This window comes from Agromyces sp. GL_144 (genome assembly GCF_057834305.1).
The window spans coordinates 2,288,914-2,306,933 of record NZ_CM174399.1 but is presented as its reverse complement, the minus strand read 5'-3'; the positions used below and the strand labels follow the sequence as shown (position 1 = coordinate 2,306,933).

General features: G+C 70.7%; 20 protein-coding genes. 15 read left to right on the top strand and 5 right to left on the bottom strand.

Annotated features, from left to right (window positions below; genetic code table 11):
• Position 1: 1 nt before the first annotated feature.
• From AC3IPY_RS10465 to AC3IPY_RS10450, 4 genes are all read left to right on the top strand, one after another.
• Positions 2-688, top strand: coding sequence for an ATP-binding cassette domain-containing protein (locus AC3IPY_RS10465; protein WP_489184231.1), 687 nt, complete (start codon positions 2-4; stop codon positions 686-688).
• Between the two features lie 69 nt (positions 689-757).
• Positions 758-2,467 carry a purine-cytosine permease family protein gene (locus AC3IPY_RS10460; RefSeq protein WP_489184230.1) on the top strand — a complete coding sequence of 570 codons (1,710 nt, stop codon included), beginning with the start codon at positions 758-760 and terminating at the stop codon, positions 2,465-2,467.
• Positions 2,468-2,478: 11 nt separating this feature from the next.
• The gene (locus AC3IPY_RS10455) at positions 2,479-3,033 is read left to right on the top strand and encodes a TetR/AcrR family transcriptional regulator (protein ID WP_489184229.1); all 555 of its coding nucleotides are present in this window, start codon (positions 2,479-2,481) and stop codon (positions 3,031-3,033) included.
• A 25-nt stretch (positions 3,034-3,058) separates the two neighbouring features.
• Positions 3,059-3,652, top strand: a complete 594-nt coding sequence (locus AC3IPY_RS10450) for a TetR/AcrR family transcriptional regulator (protein WP_489184228.1) — start codon at positions 3,059-3,061, stop codon at positions 3,650-3,652.
• A gap of 110 nt (positions 3,653-3,762) precedes the next feature.
• On the opposite strand, the gene AC3IPY_RS10445 is transcribed toward AC3IPY_RS10450, so the two are convergent.
• From AC3IPY_RS10445 to AC3IPY_RS10435, 3 genes are read right to left on the bottom strand one after another with little or no spacing between them, the layout of a single operon-like run.
• Positions 3,763-4,242 carry an SRPBCC domain-containing protein gene (locus AC3IPY_RS10445; RefSeq protein WP_489184227.1) on the bottom strand — a complete coding sequence of 160 codons (480 nt, stop codon included), beginning with the start codon at positions 4,240-4,242 and terminating at the stop codon, positions 3,763-3,765.
• Positions 4,239-4,898, bottom strand: coding sequence for a dihydrofolate reductase family protein (locus tag AC3IPY_RS10440; RefSeq protein WP_489184226.1), 660 nt, complete (start codon positions 4,896-4,898; stop codon positions 4,239-4,241). The genes AC3IPY_RS10445 and AC3IPY_RS10440 overlap by 4 nt, the downstream gene beginning before the upstream one ends.
• Position 4,899: 1 nt before the next feature.
• Positions 4,900-5,151: an ArsR/SmtB family transcription factor gene (locus tag AC3IPY_RS10435; protein WP_489184225.1), complete on the bottom strand. Its 252-nt coding sequence runs from the start codon at positions 5,149-5,151 to the stop codon at positions 4,900-4,902.
• A gap of 296 nt (positions 5,152-5,447) precedes the next feature.
• Here AC3IPY_RS10435 and AC3IPY_RS10430 point away from each other — a divergent pair, with 296 nt between their 5' ends.
• From AC3IPY_RS10430 to AC3IPY_RS10385, 10 genes are all read left to right on the top strand, one after another.
• A complete protein-coding gene (locus AC3IPY_RS10430) occupies positions 5,448-6,200 on the top strand; it encodes an IclR family transcriptional regulator (protein ID WP_489184224.1) in 753 nt (250 codons plus the stop codon).
• Positions 6,201-6,350: 150 nt separating this feature from the next.
• Positions 6,351-7,541, top strand: coding sequence for a 4-hydroxybenzoate 3-monooxygenase (locus tag AC3IPY_RS10425; RefSeq protein WP_489184223.1), 1,191 nt, complete (start codon positions 6,351-6,353; stop codon positions 7,539-7,541).
• A gap of 2 nt (positions 7,542-7,543) precedes the next feature.
• On the top strand, positions 7,544-8,341 hold the full coding sequence (pcaH, locus tag AC3IPY_RS10420; protein WP_489184222.1) for a protocatechuate 3,4-dioxygenase subunit beta: 798 nt from the start codon (positions 7,544-7,546) through the stop codon (positions 8,339-8,341).
• Positions 8,334-8,924 (top strand): protocatechuate 3,4-dioxygenase subunit alpha, encoded by a 591-nt coding sequence (gene pcaG / locus AC3IPY_RS10415; RefSeq protein ID WP_489184221.1) that lies wholly within the window; start codon positions 8,334-8,336, stop codon positions 8,922-8,924. The genes pcaH and pcaG overlap by 8 nt, the downstream gene beginning before the upstream one ends.
• Positions 8,925-8,937: 13 nt before the next feature.
• Entirely contained in the window at positions 8,938-10,119 is a 1,182-nt protein-coding gene (locus AC3IPY_RS10410) for a lyase family protein (protein ID WP_489184220.1), read from the top strand.
• Positions 10,116-11,369 (top strand): bifunctional 3-oxoadipate enol-lactonase/4-carboxymuconolactone decarboxylase PcaDC, encoded by a 1,254-nt coding sequence (pcaDC, locus tag AC3IPY_RS10405; protein ID WP_489184219.1) that lies wholly within the window; start codon positions 10,116-10,118, stop codon positions 11,367-11,369. Before AC3IPY_RS10410 ends, pcaDC begins: the two co-directional genes overlap by 4 nt.
• A gap of 12 nt (positions 11,370-11,381) precedes the next feature.
• Complete coding sequence (locus AC3IPY_RS10400; protein WP_489184218.1) at positions 11,382-12,194, top strand: CoA transferase subunit A; 813 nt, start codon at positions 11,382-11,384, stop codon at positions 12,192-12,194.
• Positions 12,194-12,850, top strand: a complete 657-nt coding sequence (locus tag AC3IPY_RS10395; RefSeq protein WP_489184217.1) for a CoA transferase subunit B — start codon at positions 12,194-12,196, stop codon at positions 12,848-12,850. Before AC3IPY_RS10400 ends, AC3IPY_RS10395 begins: the two co-directional genes overlap by 1 nt.
• On the top strand, positions 12,847-14,058 hold the full coding sequence (locus AC3IPY_RS10390) for an acetyl-CoA C-acetyltransferase (RefSeq protein WP_489184216.1): 1,212 nt from the start codon (positions 12,847-12,849) through the stop codon (positions 14,056-14,058). The genes AC3IPY_RS10395 and AC3IPY_RS10390 overlap by 4 nt, the downstream gene beginning before the upstream one ends.
• 91 nt (positions 14,059-14,149) lie before the next feature.
• Positions 14,150-14,341, top strand: coding sequence for a hypothetical protein (locus tag AC3IPY_RS10385; protein ID WP_489184215.1), 192 nt, complete (start codon positions 14,150-14,152; stop codon positions 14,339-14,341).
• A 43-nt stretch (positions 14,342-14,384) separates the two neighbouring features.
• Here the strand turns inward: AC3IPY_RS10385 and AC3IPY_RS10380 are convergent, their stop codons facing one another.
• Both AC3IPY_RS10380 and AC3IPY_RS10375 read right to left on the bottom strand, forming a co-directional pair.
• The gene (locus AC3IPY_RS10380) at positions 14,385-14,957 is read right to left on the bottom strand and encodes a YceI family protein (protein WP_489184214.1); all 573 of its coding nucleotides are present in this window, start codon (positions 14,955-14,957) and stop codon (positions 14,385-14,387) included.
• Between the two features lie 90 nt (positions 14,958-15,047).
• A complete protein-coding gene (locus AC3IPY_RS10375; protein ID WP_489188301.1) occupies positions 15,048-16,721 on the bottom strand; it encodes a cation:proton antiporter in 1,674 nt (557 codons plus the stop codon).
• A gap of 192 nt (positions 16,722-16,913) precedes the next feature.
• Between AC3IPY_RS10375 and AC3IPY_RS10370 the strand changes: the two genes are divergently transcribed.
• The gene (locus AC3IPY_RS10370) at positions 16,914-17,972 is read left to right on the top strand and encodes a uroporphyrinogen decarboxylase/cobalamine-independent methonine synthase family protein (protein WP_489184213.1); all 1,059 of its coding nucleotides are present in this window, start codon (positions 16,914-16,916) and stop codon (positions 17,970-17,972) included.
• Positions 17,973-18,020 lie beyond the last annotated feature (48 nt).

Here is an 18,020-nt window from a genome sequence, read left to right as displayed (position 1 = left end):
CATGCTCGAGCTGAACGACATCCGGGCCGGCTACGGCCGCACACTCGTACTGCACGGCGTGACGCTGCCGAGTTCCGACGGGGTGGTGGCCGTGCTCGGTCACAACGGGGCCGGAAAATCGACGCTGTTGCGCGTCGCGATCGGACTCATCAAGCCGCTCAGCGGCAAGGTGATCTTCGACGGCGAGGACGTCACGTCGCTCCCGCCCAACAAGCGCGTCGCGCGCGGCATGGCCTACGTTCCGCAGGGCCAGCAGTCGTTCTCGCAACTCACGACGATGGAGAACCTGCAGCTCGTCGCCGACGGCCGCAAGCGCGGCAAGTCGCTCATCGAGCAACAGCTTTCGCGCTTCCCCGCCCTGGGGAAGTTCGCCACCCGCAAGGCCGGCCTGCTCTCGGGCGGTCAGCGTCAGCAGCTCGCGATCGCCCGGGCGCTCATCACCGAGCCGAAGACGCTCATCCTCGACGAGCCGACGGAGGGCATCCAGCCGACGATCGTCGCCGAGATCGAGCACACGGTGATGCAGCTCGCGAGCGAGGGCCTCTCCGTGCTGCTCGTGGAGCAGCACATCGGCTTCGCGCTCGAGGCCGCGGACAAGTACCTCGTGCTCGCGAGCGGGTTCGTGTCGAGCACCGGTGACGGCGGGGCATCTGCTGCCGAGGGTGTGCGCGCGGCCATGGCGATCTAGCGCGCAATGCGGCTGTAATACGCGAACCGGGAAGATGAGCCCCACTGACGAGGCGCAAGGAGAGCGAACGTGGCGGCGAGGGCAGACAACGCGCGGGCAGCCGCCGATGACAGTCTCGAGGACTATGCCTTCCGCTATGTTCCGCGGTCGTTCCGACGCTGGAGCGCCGGCTCGATCGGCGTCACGGCTCTCGGCTCGATCGCCTTCCTCGCCGATTTCTCGATCGGGGCCAGTGTGGGGGTCGAGCACGGAACGAACAACGCCGTGCTCGGCATCCTGTTCGCGTCGGTCATCATCTTCATCGTCGGCCTGCCCATCGCGTACTACGCAGCTCGCTACAACCTCGATCTGGATCTGATCGCCCGCGGGTCGGGGTTCGGATACTACGGCTCGTCGATCACGACCGTGATCTTCGCCGTGTTCACGTGCATCTTCTTCGCCCTCGAGGGGGCGATCATGGCGCAGGGACTCCATATCGCGGTCGCGATCCCGCTCCCGATCGGTTACCTCATCTCCACCGTGGTGGTGGTCCCGATCGTGATCTATGGGATGCGCGCGCTCGAACGCCTGCAGTTCTGGACCACACCGCTCTGGCTCGCGCTCGCGCTGCTGCCCCTGCTCTGGGTGATCGTGTCCGACCCCGAGGCGGTGCGGGCGTTCGTCGCGTTCACGGGGGAGACCGACGGTGCCGTCAGCCTCGAAGCCATCGTCGCGAGTGCCGCCGTCTGCTTCGCGCTGACGCCGCAGTTGGCCGAGCAGATCGACGTGATCCGGGCGATGCCGCCGCGCACGCGCGTGAACCGACGGTCGTGGTGGGCCTCGCTCGTGTTCGCGGGGCCCGGATGGGTGCTGTTCAGCGGCATCAAGCAGGTCATCGGCGTCTTCCTCGCGGTCTACCTCATCACGCGCGTGGACCCGGATCTCGGCCAACAGGCCGCCGAGCCGGTGCGGCAGTTCATCGCCCTCTACGAATCGATCATGCCGGAGTGGCTGGCGATCGGCCTGGCGCTCGTTCTCGTCGTCGTCGCCCAGGTCAAGATCAATGTCACGAACGCATACTCCGGGTCGCTGGCATGGTCGAACGTCTACACCCGGCTCACCAAGAACTACCCTGGCCGGTCGATCTTCATCTTCTTCAACCTCGCCATCGCCCTCGCCCTGATGTGGATGGACGTCTTCAGCCTCATCAGCTTCGTGCTCAGCCTCTACGCGAACGTCGTGATGGCGTGGCTGGTCACGATCGCCAGCGACATCGCGATCAACAAGCACGTGCTGCACATCTCGCCGGTCTACCCCGAGTTCCGGCGCGGCATGCTGCGGGACTGGAATCCGGTCGGTCTGGTGTCGGTCGGCCTGGCCTCGCTCCTGTCGCTGGCGGCGTTCGGGGGTCTGTTCGGCGATGGGTTGCGGCCGTTCTCGGTGCTGATCGCGATCGGCGTCGCCGCGTTCACGACCCCGCTCATGGCGCTGGTCACGCGCGGCAGGTACTACCTGCGGCGCGAGACGGACGGCATCGGCTCGCCGATGCTCGATGCCGACGGCAACCCGTCGGGTGACCGACTGCGCTGCCATGTCACCGGCTACACGTTCGAGCGGCCGGATATGCTGGCATCGGCGGAACGAGGGGCTCATGGCGAGACGCAGTACGTGTCGTCACTGGCGCTGACGCTCGACGACTCGGACCGGTATCTGCTGCCGGTCGAGCCGACATCGCGGGGGGAACCTCCGCGAGGGCGAACGGCCGAGGAGACCAGACGGCTGAAGAAGGGGGGCGGATGATGGCGGAGGCGATGGACACCCCGACTGCGATTCTCGCCAACACCGCTGCGGCCCTGCGCGAGATTCCGTTCGACGACATCTCGTACGGCGCCCTCGGCGACGCGGTCGGCGTGTCGGAGCGGACGGTCTACCGTCACTTCCCGACGAGATCGCACCTCCTGGAGGGCGTCGCCGGGTGGATCGAGTCCACCGAGTTCCCGTTGCCGCCGTTCATCACGATCCCTGAGTTCGAGGCGGCGTCCCGCGCCCGCTTCGTGGCGTTCGATTCGTCGCCGGCGTTCGCGTTCGTGTGTGCGCGCGCTGCATCGATCTCACCGACCGGCGAACCGGAGGCCACGTTCCTCACCCGCGCCCTCGTGGCGATGCTCGCGACGAATCATCCTTCGGTGAATGAACGTGACCTGCGCCGGGTGGCGGCCACGCTGCGCTACTTCGCGTCGGCGCAGTTCTGGGCGCGCATGCGAACGGGCTTCGACTTGAGCGCGCCCGAGATCTCGGATGTCTTCGACCGATCCGTCGCCCAAGTCCTGAGCGGCCTTCCCACCCTGTCTCGGACCTCGAGATGATTCGCTCCTTCGTGCGAGCACGGGCGTGACGGTGCCAGCGGCCGGCGAACCCGAGGACCGATCGGCTCGCGGCGTCAACCGCACCCAGGAGGCGATCCTCGCCGCCTACGCCGAGTTGATCGAAGAGCTCGGCACCGACGACGTGTCGTTCCGGCTGATCGCCCGACGTGCGGGAGTCGGCGAGCGCACGATCTTCCGAAACTATGCAACGCGGGTCGACCTGCTGCTCGCTGCGGCCGCATGGATCGAGCGTCGGATCTTCCCGCGCGAAGACGCTCCCAGCATCTTCGACATGCCGCTCACGATCCGTGCGGCGATGGAGTCGTACGACCGTCGACCGGAACTGACGCACGTCGTGGCCGAGACCGCGATGCGGGGGATCAGCGGCGCGACGCCGAGCCCGCGAAGGGGCATGCTCGAGGAGATGATCGACGCCGAGGTTCCTTCGCTCGGAGCGGCTGAGCGCAGGGCGATCGTCGCGGCCTTGGCTCACCTCGATTCGGCGGCGACGTGGGTCACCTTCCGTCGGGAGTTCGGCATGACCCGCAGTGATATCGCCGACGCCGCGGCCTGGGCGGCGGAGGCGGTGCTCGATCCGATACGCTCGCGCGTCGGCTGAGGCAGCAACCGATCGGCGGTCCTCGCTCGAGCGACAGGACGGATGTTCGCTCGACCACGGTGACGCGTGTCGGCGAGCCGTTGCGAGAACTCCATGCCTCGAGAGCGGCGCTACGGCGCGCTCCGCTGCTCCTCAAGATGACGGCTGAGAGCTTCGAGGAGGCCGCGGGTGCCCGCTTCGCGGTTCGCGCCGTCGGCCCAGAACCGGTCGAAGAAGACGCCGTGCTCGGCATGCGTGAACCGGGTGCCCTCGGCGACCTGCTCGAACTCGAAGGAGGCCACCGAGGTCGACATGTGGGCGCCGTCGAGCCACATGTCGTAGGTCGTGACGATGCGGACGTGCTCGACGATGTCGGTGTAGACGGCCTCGTACCGCGACAGCGGTCCGTCGTGGAACTTCGCCTCGTCGATGTCGCGTCCGCCGACGCGGAAGTCGAACGCCCACTCGCGGGCGTCGAACGTGTCGGCGTCGCCGAACCAGCTTCGCTTCTGCTCCTCGTCGGCGAACGCCCGCCAGACGTTCTCGACCGGCACGGGATAGTCCCGCGAGAGGGTGAATCCGGCGTGCGCGAGTCGGCGCTCGATCGTCATCGCTGCGCCTCTCTCGTGAAGGTGACGTGGATGGTGCCGCTCTCGGCGACCTCCGTGGTCACCCGATGGGTGTGCTCGAGGCCCCGAAGGTCCTCCCACACGCGGTTGCCCCTGGCGAGCACGATCGGCGCGATGCCGACGTGCAGATCGTCGACGAGCCCGGCGCGCAGGAATTCGCGCGCGGTGCGCACGCCGCCCCCGACCCGGACGTCGAGGCCGCCGGCGGCGGTGGTGGCCTCCGCGAGCACCTCCTCGATCGAGCCGGTGCGGAAGTGGAAGGTCGTGCCGCCCTCCATCGCGATCGACGGGCGAGGCGCGGCGTGGGTGAGCACGTACACCGGGCAACCGAACGGCGGCCGCTCACCCCACCATCCCTTCCATTCCGGGTCGTCGGGAAACGCGTGCAGGCCGAACATGGCCGCGCCCATGATCTCGGCACCGACGCCGGTGAAGAACGACGTGGCGTAGGCGTCGTCGATGCCGGTGGTTCCCGCGCCGCTCGTGTCGCCGAACACCTTCTGCCGGAACGTGCGTGTGGCAGCGTAGGCCGCGGTGAGCGGCCCCCAGTCCTCGCCCATCGGGTTGTCCGCCGAGGGATCGGGCGCGGCGGTGTACCCATCGAGCGACGAGAACAGGTCGATGCGAACTCGGGTCATGCTAGCTCTCCTTGATCGTGCGGGTCAGGTGGATGCCGAGGCGGTCCGCCTGGCGTTCGGCGGAGGTGCGCTGCACGCCGAGCCAGAGGTGGAGGACGTCGAACGCGCCCGGCCGGAGGCTCACGGTGCGTACGCGCCCCTGCTTGGTCGAGGTGATCACCCCCGCGTCCTCGAGGATCCGCAGATGCTGCAGCAGCGACGGCAGCGTCATCGAGAACAGGGTCAGAAGGTCGGACACGACCGCCGGAGACATGGACAGCCTCTCGACGACCATCCGCCGAGTCGGGTCCGCGAGTGCTCGGAGCACCGCGTCCAGCTCCTGCGAATAGTTAGGCATATGCCTAACTATTGCGCACGCGCCATGGCACGTCAACCGACACGGGCCCGCAATGGCGATCATCGGTCGAGCTGCAGGTCGACCGGTGGTCGCTCCGGACGCTCGCCGAGCGGGAGTCACTAGGCTGGCCGCACATTCGATTGATCCGAAGGTGCGCACCGTGTCCGATCGTTCCCCGGCAGCCCTCCCAGGCGGCCCGAGCGAGGTCGACCATGCCCCGCGGTGACGACGGCCGCAGCGTGGCCGAGAAGCTGTTCGCCATCGCCGACGCCTTCGAGCGCGGTGACGAACTCACGCTGAGCGAGATCGCCGAACGCGCCGGGTTGCCGTTGTCGACCGCGCACCGCCTGCTCGGCGAGTGGGTCGCGTGGGGCGGCATCACCCGCTCGGGCGACGGGCGGTATCGCGTGGGCATCAAGCTCTGGCGGCTCGCCGTACGGCAGCCGTCGTCGCGGCGGCTGCGCATCGCGGCGAGGCCCTACCTCGAGGACCTCTTCGAGTCCACGGGGGAGCATGTGCACCTCGCGGTGCGCGAGGGACTCGGTGCGGTCTACCTCGAGCGGATGTCGGGGGTCAACGCCGTGCCCTCGATCACCGAGGTCGGCTCGCGCCTGCCCCTGCATGCGACGGGTGTCGGCCAAGCACTGCTGGCGTTCGCGCCGACCGGCGTCTTCGAGGACGTCATCGCGGCGGGCCCGCGCAGGTTCCTGCCGGGCACGATCGTCGATGAGGCCGCACTGCGCGAGCGGATGGCGCAGATCCGGGCGGCGGGCATCGCCACGTCGGTCGAGGCGTTGACCAAGGGCGCGTTCTCGGTGGCCGCGCCCGTGCGGGATGCCACGGGTGACGTGGTCGCCGCGGTCTCGATCATCGCGCATGCCGAACGGCGCGACGAGCCGCAGTTCGCACTCGGCGTGCGCATCGCCGGGCGCGGCATCTCGGCCGCGCTCGGCCATCGGCCGTAGGGCGCGGCATCCGCTCGTCGGCGTGATCGTCGTCGTGATCTCGCGGCGCCGTCGACGCGCGCGCTTCCATCAGATGGGATTGAGGATGCACGCGAGGGGCGCCGCAGCGCACGATGGTGCCATCTTCCACCGACGCGAGAGGACGCAGCGTTGCGAACCCAGGTGATCATCATCGGAGCCGGCCCCGCCGGACTCCTGCTCGGGCACATCCTGCACCGAGCGGGCATCGCCTCCACCATCCTCGAGGCCCGATCGCGCGAGCACGTGCTCGGCCGAATCCGCGCCGGCGTGCTCGAGCAGGGCTCGGTCGACGCACTCGCCGAACTCGGCCTGGACGCCGACCTGCGCGAACGCGGGCTGACCCACCACGGCATCCACCTGCAGTTCGAGGGCACCCGCCACCACGTGGACTTCGTCGACCTCGTCGGCCGCACGGTCACGGTCTACGGGCAGCAGGCGCTCGTGCGCCACCTGCTCGCCGAGCACGAGCGGCTCGGCAGCGACATCCGCTTCGAGGTCTCCGACGTGACCCCGACCGGACTCGACGGATCCAGCCCGAGCGTGAGCTTCGCGGATGCCGGTGCCACGACGTCGATCGACGGCGAGATCGTCGTCGGGGCCGACGGCTTCCATGGCGTCTGCCGCCCGGCGATCCCCGGCATCCGCTCGCTCGAGCGTTCGTACCCGTTCGGATGGCTCGGCATCCTCGCCGACGTGCCGCCGTCGACCGACGACCTCGTCTACGCGCTGCACCCCGACGGCTTCGCGATGCACTCGATGCGCTCGCCAGAGGTCTCGCGCCTGTACCTGCAGGTCGGCCACGACGCGTCGATCGAGGACTGGTCCGACGCCCGGATCTGGGATGCGCTGCAGACCAGGCTCGGCGTCGACGGCTGGACGCTGCACGAGGGCGAGGTGCTCGAGAAGTCGATCACGCCGATGCGCTCGTTCGTCGCCTCGACGATGGCGCACGGCCGCCTCTTCCTCGTGGGCGACGCCGGGCACATCGTGCCCCCGACGGGGGCGAAGGGCCTGAACTCCGCCATCGCCGACGTCGTGCTGCTCGGTCGGGCGCTCATCGCGAGCCTGCACCGGGGCGACGAGCGCGGTCTCGCGGGCTACAGCACCGCGGCGCTGGCCAGGCAGTGGAAGGTGCAGCAGTTCTCCGAGTGGATGACCGACCTCCTGCACGTGCACGACGCGACGGATGCCTCGACCCGCGCCTTCGCGTACCGCAGCCAGGTCGGCCGGCTCGAGTACGTCACCGGGTCGCGCGCCGCGCGCCGGAGCCTCGCCGAGCAGTACGCCGGCCTTCCCTTCCTCCCCTCGACGACGGAGTGAGCATGACCCGCCTCGCAACCCCACCCGAGCTGTCGCAGCAGCGCATCAGCAATGAGATCGCCGAACGCCGTACCGCAGAACGCGATGCCGCGACATCCGCCGGCCGTGGGCTCACCGCGCACCCCCGACGCGACTTCGCGCCGTACCGGTCGACCGTGCTGCGGCATCCGACCCACGCGCTCGTGCGAGCCGACCCCGAGGAGATCGAGCTCGTGTCGCCGGCGTTCGGCCATACGGATGTCGCGCAGGAGGAGTCCGACCTCACGATCCAGCACGCGGGCGAGCCACTCGGCGAGCGCATCATCGTCACGGGTCGCGTGCTCGACGGCGAGGGGCGGCCGGTACGAAACCAGCTCGTCGAGGTCTGGCAGGCCAACGCGTCGGGGCGGTACGTGCACAAGCGCGACCAGCATCCGGCCCCGCTCGACCCGAACTTCACCGGCGTCGGCCGCATGATCACGGGCGATGACGGCTCCTACCGCCTGACGACGATCAAGCCCGGCGCCTATCCGTGGAAGAACCACCGCAACGCCTGGCGACCGGCGCACATCCACTTCTCGTTCTTCGGCTCGGCGTTCACGCAGCGGCTGATCACGCAGATGTACTTCCCGGGCGACCCGCTCTTCGCGCTCGACCCGATCTACCAGTCGATCGCGGATCCGACCGCGCGCGAGCGGCTCGTCGCCGACTACGACCACGACGTGAGCGAGCCCGAGTGGGCCATCGGCTACCGGTGGGACGTCGTGCTCACCGGCCCGACGTCGACCTGGATGGAGCCGGAGGACGCCGACCATGCCTGAGCTCCGAACGCGCGAGGTGGCCGTGCCGCTCGGCCAGACCCCGTCGCAGACCGTCGGCCCCTTCTTCGGCTACGCCCTGCCGTACGTCGGCGGGCCCGACGTGCGTGCGCCGTGGCAACCCGACGCGATCCGCCTGCACGGCACCGTGTTCGACGGCGTCGGCGAGCCGATCCCCGACGCCGTCGTCGAGATCTGGGGGGCGGATGCCTCGGGCCGGCCGTCGATCGAACGCGGATCGCTCACCCGCGACGAGCGCGGCTTCACCGGGTTCGGCCGGGCCGCGGTCGACCGCGACGGCCACTACTCCTTCACGACGATCAAGCCGGGGGCGATGCGCGAGAGGTCGGCGCCGTACCTGCTCGTGACGGTCTTCGCGCGCGGCGTGCTGCAGCATCTCTTCACGCGGGCGTACTTCGGCGACGAGTCGGCGGCGAACGCGGCGGATCCGCTGCTCGCCCGCGTCGAGGCCTCCCGCCGGCCCACGCTCGTGGCCGCCGCCGATGCGCCGCGGTCGTATCGCTTCGATGTGCGGCTGCAGGGTGAGGGCGAGACGGTGTTCCTCGACTACGGCACCGAGCTGTGACGGGAGCGCGGCGATGACGGACTGGGGACTGCTCGATCCAGGAGCGACCGACACCGCGGGCACAGACGACGACGCCGTGCTCGCGGCGATGGTCGACGTCGAGCGGGCGTTGCTGCGGGCGTGGGGGAGCGAGCTCGATGAGTTCCTCGACGCGCAGGCCGATGCGCTCGACGCCGCAGCGCTCGATCGCGTCTCGCTCGTGGAGGGCGTGGCGCGCGACGCCGTTCCCGTGGTCGCGCTCGTGCCGGCCCTTCGGGCGCAGGTCGAAGCCGCGGGCCTCGATGCGGGCCGCCTGCACCTCGGCGCGACGAGCCAGGACGTGCTCGACACGGCGCTGGTGCTCGTGGCGCGCGACGCCCTGCGCGCGACCCGGGCGTCGCTCGTCGAGGCCGGCGCACGGCTGGCCGCCATCGCCGACGCCGAGCGCCGCAGCCCGCGCATCGCCCGCTCGGTCGCCCGACACGCCGAGGCGAACACGCTCGGCGTGCTCGCCGCCGGGTGGCTCGACGGCGTCGCCTCCGCGATCGAGGCGATCGACGCCCCGACGTTCCCCGTGCAGTTCGGCGGCGCCGTCGGCACCGGAACGGCGGCGGATGCCGCGGCCGAGCGCGCCGGCGCGGTCGAGGCCGTGCGGGCAGGCCTTGCCGCCCGGCTCGGGCTCGCGGACCCCGGCCGCTCCTGGCACACCGAGCGCACGCCCGTGCTCGTGGTCGCCTCGGCGGCCGCCACCGTGGTCGCCGCGCTCGGCCGCATCGCGGGCGACGCGACCTTGCTCTCGCGCGAGGAGCTCGGCGAGGTGCGCCTCGCGGGCGGCGGCGGATCCTCGGCCATGCCGCACAAGCGCAATCCGGTCGACGCCGTCGCGATCACCACGGCGGCCGTCGAGGCGCCCGGTCTGCTGCAGGTCGTCGCCTCGGCCGTGATCGCCGGTGACGAACGGTCCGCCGGCCGCTGGCATGCCGAGTGGTCCGCCCTTCGGCGGCTCATGCGCCTCGCACGATCCGCCGCGGTCAGTGCCGTTCGGCTCGTCGAGGGGCTCTCGTTCGATCGCGACCGTGCTGCGCAGCTCCTGGCGGCGTCGGGCCCCGCGGGCGCGAACCCCGACCGGGACGTGCTCGTCGCGGCATCCGACCGCATCGTCGACCGGGCCATCGCTCGATTCCGCACCGTGTCCGAAAGGGGCCTTCGCCCATGACCGTTCCACGCCTGCTCGGCTCGTTCGCCCCCGGCACCGCGCCGGCCGCATCGAACCCGCTCCTCGTGCTGCTGCCCTCGCTCGGCACCACGACCCTGCTCTGGGAGGGCGTCGTCGACGCGCTCCGCGCGGATCCGCGCACCGGTTCGCTCCGGATCCTCCGCATCGACCTGCCCGGTCACGGCGCGAGTCCGGCGGCCGCCGAGCCGTTCACGGTCGACGAGCTCGCCGCCGGTGTGCTCGCCGTGGTCGACGAGGCGGGCGGCGGTGCGTTCCACGTCGCGGGGGTCTCGCTCGGCGGCGCCGTCGCGCTCGAGCTCGCCGTCGCGCACCCCGAACGCGTGCAGGGGCTCGTGATGAGCTGCAGCGGCGCCCGCATCGGCACGCCCCAGAGCTGGGCCGCGCGGGCGGCCGCGGTGCGCTCCGGCGGCACCGCGTCGCTCGTCACCGGGAGCGCCGCACGGTGGTTCGCCCCCGGGTTCCTCGATCGCGACGCCGGCGGGCCGGGCGCGAGCGCGCTCGGCGCGCTCGTCGACGTCGACGACGAGTCGTACGCCAGGTGCGCCGAGGCGCTCGGCGGCTTCGACCGCTCGCGCGACCTCGCGACGCTCGCGGCGCCGACGTTGGCACTCAGCGGCGAGCACGACGCGGTGACGACGCCCGCCTCGATGCAGGACCTCGCCGACGACATCCCGGGGGCCCGGCATGTCGCGCTCGACGGCGCCTCGCACCTCGCCGTGCTCGAGGAGCCGCAAGCGGTGGCCGAGCTCATCGCCGAGCATCTCGCGTCGATCGAACGTACGGCCGAGGCATCCGTCGCCCGTGATCGCGGCATGCGCGTGCGTCGGGAGGTGCTCGGCGAAGCGCACGTCGATCGAGCCGTCGCCGCCACCACCGCCGAGACCGAGGCGTTCCAGGACTTCCTGACGCGGTACGCGTGGGGCGAGGTGTGGGCTCGGCCGGGCCTCACCCGCCGCGATCGCTCCATCGCGACGCTCGCGAGCCTGACGACCGGCGGTCACGAGCAGGAGATCGCCATGCACGTACGCGCCGCGCTCGGCAACGGCCTCACCCGCGCGGAGGTCGCCGAGGTGCTGCTGCACACCGCGCTCTACGCGGGGCTGCCGGCGGCGAACTGCGCCTTCGCGGTCGCGCGTGCGATCTTCGCCGAGGCGGATGCCGAAGCCGAAGCCGAGACCGAGGCCGAAGCCGCTGAAGCAGCACCTCCGACCCCGACCACGAACGACTGAACCCGGAGCACCATGGACAAGACCTTCGCGACCGCGGCCGACGCGGTCGCAGACATCCCATCGGGCGCGTCGCTCGCCGTCGGCGGCTTCGGCCTCTCGGGCGTGCCGATCGTGACCATCCGCGCGCTGCTCGCCCGGGGCATCGGCGATCTCGAGGTCGTGTCGAACAACTGCGGTGTCGACGGGTGGGGCCTCGGTGAGCTGCTGGCCGCCGGACGCATTCGGCGGGTGGTCGCGAGCTACATCGGGGAGAACCGGGAGTTCGCCCGCCAGTACCTCGGCGGCGAGGTCGAGGTCGAGCTGAGCCCGCAGGGCACGCTCGCCGAACGACTGCGGGCCGGCGGCGTCGGCATCCCCGCGTTCTACACGGCGACCGGTGCGGGCACGGTCGTGTCGGACGGTGGGATGCCGCTGCGGTACGCCGCCGACGGGTCGGTCGCCCTCGCGTCGGAGCCGAAGGAGTTGCGTCCGTTCGACGCGTTCGGCCGCACCCGCGAGTACGTGCTCGAGCAGGCGATCAGCACCGATTACGGGCTCGTGCGCGCCGCGGTCGGCGATCGGCACGGCAACCTGCGGTTCGAGAAGTCGACCCGCAACTTCAATCCGCTCGCGGGCATGGCCGGGCGCATCACCATCGCCGAGGTCGATGAGCTCGTCGAGCCGGGCGTGCTCGGCCCGGACGACATCCACCTGCCCGGCATCCACGTCGACCGGGTCGTCGTGCTCACCCCGGGGGAGGCGGCAGAGCTGCCGATCGAGAAGGTGACGGTGCGCGCCCGGCCCGCGGCATCCGGAACCGAAGCCCAGAACGAGGAGGCCCGCTGATGCCGCGCACGCGTGAGGAGATGGCCGCCCGTGCGGCCCGCGAACTCGTGGACGGCAGCTACGTGAACCTCGGCATCGGGCTGCCGACGCTGATCCCGAACCACCTGCCCGAGGGCGTCGAGGTCGTGCTGCACTCCGAGAACGGGATCCTCGGCGTCGGCCCCTACCCGTGGGAGGGCGAGGCCGACCCGAAGCTGATCAACGCCGGCAAGGAGACCGTGACCGTGCTGCCAGGCGCGGCCTACTTCGACTCGGCGGCCAGCTTCGGCATGATCCGCGGCGGCCGCATCGGCACGGCCGTGCTCGGCGCGATGCAGGTCTCGCAGGGCGGGGACATCGCGAACTGGGCGGTGCCCGGCAAGATGGTCAAGGGCATGGGCGGGGCGATGGACCTGGTCAACGGCGCCGAACGCGTCATCGTCGTCATGGAGCACGTCGCGAAGGACGGCACCGCGAAACTCGTCGAGGCGTGCACCCTGCCGCTGACGGGCCGGGCCTGCGTGGACCGCGTCATCACCGACCTCGCCGTGTTCGACGTCACCGATCACGGGTTCGTGCTCGTCGAACTCGCCCCTGGTGTGCGCCTCGAGCAGGTGACGGATGCCACGGGCGCGACCTTCACCGTTGCCGAAGCGCTGACCGTGGCCGGCCGATGAGCGAACTCCGCGACGTCGTCGTCTGCGCGCCGCTGCGTACGCCGGTCGGACGCATGGGTGGCATGCTCGCGCCCGTCAGCGCGCTCGAACTCGCCACGACGGTGCTGCGCGCGCTCGTCGAACGCACGGGCCTCGACCCGGCCGCCGTCGACGGCGTCATCGGCGCCCAGGGCTACCCGACCATGGAGGCTCCGGCGCTCGGCCGCGTCGCCGCGCTCGACGCCGGATTCCCGGTCGAGACGACGGGCTACCAGCTCGACCGTCGCTGCGGCTCCGGACTCCAGGCCGTGCTGAACGCCGCGATGGAGGTGCAGACCGGCGTCGCCGACACGGTGATCGCGCTCGGCGTGGAGTCGATGTCGAATGCGCCGCTCTACACCGCGGAGGGTCGCCGTGGCCCGACGGGCGCAGGCCTCCTGCTGCGCGACGCGCTCGCGCGCGGGCGGGAGACCGTGGGCGGCAGCAGGTTCCCGACCCCCGACGGCAACGTCGGATCGGCCGAACTGCTGCGCGCCGAATACGGCATCTCGCGCGAGGCTCAGGATGCCTTCGCGCTCCGGTCGCATCAGCGCGCCGTCGCCGCGCAGCAGGCGGGCAGGTTCGACGCCGAACTCGTGCCCGTCGCCGTGCCCTCGCGTCGCGGAACCGTGCTCGTCGACCGCGACGAGCACCCGCGGGCCGACAGCAGCCTGGAGGCGCTTGCCGGGCTGCGGCCGATCCTGCGACGCGACCCCGACGCGACCGTCACCGCCGGCAACTCGAGCGGGCAGAACGACGCCGCGGCCGCGTGCATCGTCACGACCCCGGCACGCGCCGCCGAGCTCGGCCTCGACCCGACGCTCCGACTCGTCTCCTGGGCCGCCGCGGGCAACGACCCGCTCCGCTTCGGCGTCGCGCCCGTTCCGGCGACGAACCTCGCGCTCGCGCGCGCCGGCATCCGGCTCGAGGATCTCGACGTGATCGAGCTCAACGAGGCCTTCGCGGTGCAGGTGCTCGCCTGCCTCGCCGACTGGAGCCTCGACCCCGAGGACCCGCGACTGAACCCGCGAGGCAGCGGCATCTCGATCGGACACCCGATCGGCGCCACCGGCATCCGCATGCTCGCCACGCTCGCGCACGAGATGGCCGAGCTCGACCGCGAGCTGGCGGTCGAGACGATGTGCATCGGGGGAGGGCAGGCCCTCGCGGCGGTGTTCGAACGGATGTGAGCGCGCCGCGTAGAATCGGACATCCGACCCTCAGGGCAGCGTTCCGTGCAACCCGATGAGCCGTCGGACCGAATTCGAGGAGTCCAGCACCATGAGCCGAACCGTCTGGACCGTGCTCGGCGTCATCGCCGCCGTCATCATCGCGTGGGTGCTCGTCGACGTCGTGTTCAGCGTGGTGTGGTTCCTCGTCAAGGCGGTCATCGTGCTGATCGTCGCCGCCGTGGTGTTCCTCGTGCTCCGGGCGATGGTGCGCCCTTCGGGGCGCGATTCCGTCGACCGCTGACGGGACCTCGGCTCTCCGCGTTCAGCGGAGAGCCGAGACCGGTTCAGGCCGTGGCCTGCGCGTCTGCGTCGCGTTTGATCGCGGAGAGCTCGAACTCGAGCGTGATCTTCTCGGACACGAGCACGCCGCCGGTGTCGAGCGGCACGTTCCACTCGAGGCCGAACTCGCGGCGATCGATGCGACGTGTTCCCTGGAACCCGGCCCGGAGCGCACCGGTCGCGTCGGTGTGTGCGCCGACGAATTCGATCGGGATGGTGATGGCCTTCGTCACATCGCGGATCGTCAGATCGCCGGACACGACGAGCGCGTTGTCGCCGACCTCTTCGATGCGGGAGCTGCGGAAGATGATCTCGGGCCACTCCTCGACGTTGAAGAAATCGCCGCTCCGCAAGTGCTCGTCGCGCTGCGCATTGCGAGTGTCGACGCTGTCGACGCGGCAGACGATCTCGGCGAACGAGGCGTCGGGGTCGTCGAGATCGGCGTGCAGGGTGCCGGTCACGTCGGTGAAGGCGCCGCGAACCGTCGCCACCATCGCGTGCTTCGCCGAGAAGCCGATACGCGAATGGTCGGGATCGATATCCCAGTCACCGCTCAGATCAGAACTCTGGTTGGTCATGGTCTCTCCAGTGTCGTTGCACGAACTCGTCAAGTCTCTCATCCATCCGATGCCGATCCGCACACCCGTGTCGTGCGACGGCCGGCGCGGTCAGTCGGACTTGGTTCCGCGCATCTCGATCGCGATCTGCGACGCGTCCAGGTTCGCGAGTTCCCGCGCGAGCACGTCGGCGTCGAAGGTGCCGTTGTCGCGCGCGTCGAGCAGGGCGGATCGCTGCGCCTCGAGCACCTGGAGCCGGTACGCCACCTCGATGTCGATCTGCTCGGCACGGTCCCCGTCCCGGTCGCGTTCCGGCTTCGGCACGGATTCCGCCTTCGCTCGAAGGAGTTCGAGGATCTGCGTGCGCTCCGCCTCCATCGTCGTGTCGGCCTCGGCCGGATCGGCGGCCTTCGGGGCGATGCGGCGGATCAGCAGGCCGATCGTGCCGCCCTGCACGAGCAGCGAGAGCGCTGCGACCGCGAACGCGATCAGCACGAGCACGGAGCGCTGCGGCGTGTCCTCCGGCAGCGTCTGGGCGGCCGCGACGGTCACGGCACCCCGCATGCCCGCCCAGACGACGATGACCCCCTCGCGCCAGCCGAGCGGTTGTCGAAGGAAGTACTTGATGTCGGCGAGGCTCTGCGTGACGCGGCGCACGAACTGCTCGGCCTGCCGCTCCGAGGGCCGACGCCGGCCGCGGTTCACCTCGCCGAACGTCTCCTGCACGCCCTTTGGCGTGGCCAGGCGTTCCTGCATCTGCTCCAGCCGCGGTTTCATCTTCTCGATGCGGTGCGCACGGCGGGCGAGCACGCCGAGCAGCGGGGCCACGTACGCCGCCCGCACGAGGATGGTCAACGCCAGCGCCCCGATCGCGATCAGGATCGCCGTGCCCACTCCCGCGTGGTCCCGTTGCACATCGGCCACGATCGACGAGATCTGCAGCCCCATGGTGAGGAACACGAAGCCCTCGAGCACGAGTTCGACGGTGCGCCAGTTCTGCGAGTCCGACAGGCGGTTCTGCGGCGAGAGCTCACGAGGGGCGCGGATGCCGGTGACGAGGCCCGCGACGACGGCGGCGACGAGACCTGACGCGCCGAACAGCTCAGCCGGGATCGCGGCGGCGAACGGCACGGTGAACGAGATGACGGTGTTGACCGTCGGGTCGGTGACGCGCCGGCGTGCAGCCAGGTTCAGCCACCCGACGAGGCCGCCGATCACGACGGCCACCACGACGGAGTACGCGAAGGTGCCGACCGTGCCCCAGAACGAGAAGGCGGCGGCGGTCGCGACGATCGCGGTGCGGAGCAGCACGAGCGCGGTCGCGTCGTTCAGCAGGCTCTCGCCCTCGAGCATGGCGACGACGCGCTTGGACACCGGGGCCCGCTTGACGATCGAGGTCGCGACGGCGTCGGTCGGGCTCACGATCGCTCCGAGGGCCACGCCCCAGGCGAAGCCGAGGCCCGGGATCACGAGCATGAAGAACAGGCCGAGCAGCAGTGCCGTGCCGATCACGAGCAGCACCGACAGCCCGCTGATCGCACCGAACTCGCGGCGGAAGTTCATCGCCGGGATCGAGACGGCGGCCGAGTAGAGCAGTGGCGGCAGAACGCCGAGGAGGATCAGTTCGGGCTCGACGTGCACGGACGCGAACACCGGGAGGAAGCTCGCCGCGATGCCGACCGCCACCAGGATCAGGGGCGAGGCGATGCCCAGGCGCGGCCCGACCAGCGTGGCGAGGGCGATCACCGCGAACGCGCCGACCATGACGAGGAGAGTTTCGACCATGCGTCCAGACTGGCAGGAACCGCCTCCGCGCGCGCGTCGGACGAGGCCGCACATGCGGGAAACAGGCCCGATCCGGGTGCTAGTCTGGCCCGGCAGTGCGCACAGCGAGGCCTCGCGTCCGATTCCGGACACGCCTGCGATTCCGTTATCCGAGGAGTCGCGCATGACGGCTCCCGCTCGAAGGAGCACCGCATGGTCACCGTCACCAACGCCCACTTCGTCGGCAGCATCAACCAGCCCGACGCCGAATCCGTCTTCCGCATCGTCGCGGCGCACCTCGGTGATCGCGCCGGCCGCATCCCCGATGGGGAGGTCGGCGAGCGGTTCTACTGGATCCAGTTCCAGACGTTCCGCCTCGACGAGACCCCCGGCCTGCGTCGGGTCGGCGCGGAGCTGCCGTTCAAGCTCCGAGGCATGTTCGACCTTCGCCCGTTCGAACTCGACGGCAGCGTCGCTCCCGGCGATCTGCGGTTCCCGAACCTCGGGTATGCGGCTGCCGCGATCGAGTCGTACTCGACGTTCGTCGCTCTTCGCGATGAAGGGGTCATTCCGGCCGGCGTCCGCTTCCAGGTCTCGATCCCGACGCCGGTCGGCGTCGTCGGTGCCTTCGTCGTGCCGCAGGACCGCGCCGCGGTGGAGCCGGCCTACGAGAGCGCCCTGTTCGCCGAGGTCGCCCGGATCGCCGCCGCGATCCCGCATGAGGATCTGGCGATCCAGTGGGATGCCGCGGTCGAGTTCGGCATCCTCGATCGCGCCGAGGTCGGCGGCGTGCCGCTCAGCGCCGGGTGGGGCGACGACCTGCTCGCCGGGGTCGTCGACCGGGCCGTGCGTCAGATCGCTGCGGTTCCCGACGACGTGCACGTGGGATTCCACCTCTGCTACGGCGACGTCGAGGAGGCGCACTTCGTGCAGCCGAAGGACGCGGGCACCCTCGCATCCGTGATCCGCGGCGTCATCGAGGCATCCCCGCGCCCGGTGGACTGGTTCCACATCCCGGTGCCGATCGAGCGCGACGACGAGGCGTACTTCGCGCCGCTCGCGGATCTCGCGCTTCCGGCCGAGACCGAGCTCGACCTCGGGCTCCTGCATCACGAAGACGGCGTCGAGGGTGCCGAGCGCCGCATCGTCGCGGCCTCGAGCGTGCTCGATCGCTTCGGCGTCGCGACCGAGTGCGGGTTCGGTCGTGGTCCTGCCGAACGCACCGCGCCGCTGCTCGAACTGCACGCCGCGATCGTGGACGCCCACAGCTGACCGAGCGGGCGTCGCCGCACGGCGACGCCCGCTCGGTCACGACGAAGC